1 protein-coding gene and 1 pseudogene are annotated in these 1,121 nt (G+C 54.0%); one reads left to right on the top strand and one right to left on the bottom strand.

Features of this window, described 5'->3' with window-relative positions; genetic code table 11:
• A pseudogene (locus AC1DUO_RS25265) lies at positions 1-104 on the top strand (GlxA family transcriptional regulator); the annotation flags it as partial.
• Positions 105-135: 31 nt separating this feature from the next.
• Here the strand turns inward: AC1DUO_RS25265 and AC1DUO_RS25270 are convergent.
• The gene (locus tag AC1DUO_RS25270) at positions 136-1,044 is read right to left on the bottom strand and encodes an AraC family transcriptional regulator (protein ID WP_013578381.1); all 909 of its coding nucleotides are present in this window, start codon (positions 1,042-1,044) and stop codon (positions 136-138) included.
• Between the last annotated feature and the right edge of the window lie 77 nt (positions 1,045-1,121).

Raw genomic sequence — 1,121 nt, forward strand, 5'->3', positions numbered from 1 at the left:
ATGCCATTGCCCGCGAGTCCGGTTTTCGCGACAGACGTCATATGCGTGAGGTGTTTATTCGCGGGTATGGCATTCCACCACAGTCGCTTCGTGCAGGGCGTTAAGCCATAAGGCGTGGTCCGTGAAAAAAGTGCTCTACTCACGTTTACGGTGCTGGGCAGGCGTAACCCCGTAGGTTTTTTTGAACGCTTTAGTGAAAGAAGACAGCGACAAAAAACCACACTGCTCTGCCACTCCCTCCATCATCAGGTTTCTCTCTTCTGAAAGTATTTTTGCCGCCAACATCATACGCAGCTGGTTAAGCCAGGCCTGCGGTGTCTGATGATAGCTGTTTGAAAAGTGACGGGCGAAGGTGGCACGGGATAGAAAACAGCGTTGTGCCATTAACTCCATCGTCCATGGTGATGCCGGATCGGCGATGACGGCCAATACGGCAGGAGCAAGACGTGTATCACTCAGCAACCGTAACACACCCGCAGGAGGCTCGCGCAGCGAGAGCAAAATACGCAGGATCAGCGCGAGCAGCGTATCCGCCAATCCCTTAACGATACTTGCACTGCCCGGCAAGCTGCCCAGACTTTCGCGAACCAGCATTACCAGCAGCGTTTCCAGCTCAGGACAATCGTGTCGTTCATCGGTACGGAGATGGATCAGTGTCGTTTCATCGGCAAAGATCCAGCGATAGCCCGGATCGAAATGAAACTCACCGCACAATACCTCGACCGCAGGCCCCGGCCCTTCCGTCCACACTTCAGTTACGATGCCATCATCGTTGACCTGAGCAGGAACAACCTGTCCCCAGTCCACAAGACTTTGCAATAAATGCGGCGATCCTTGCGGGAACAGAACGATATCGCCAGCGCGCACATCGAACGTCTTCCCTTCAACCACCAGCCGGGTTTCACCATGAAGAATGACATGCCAGGGCACAATACCGTCAACCTGCTGTGGGTGATCAGCATTCCAGCGCCCGGCAAAGCGGCAGTGAAGATTAACGCGGCATGTCGGCGCAAGTAAGGAAAGCAAGCGACTGAGATTGTCCACCCTAACTCCTGAGACGATAAGACAAATAATCGAGACGGTACGGACAGAATACCTGCCCCCAGCGCCTTATTATGTGC

The sequence above is a fragment of the Rahnella sp. P4_A8 genome, assembly GCF_056402435.1.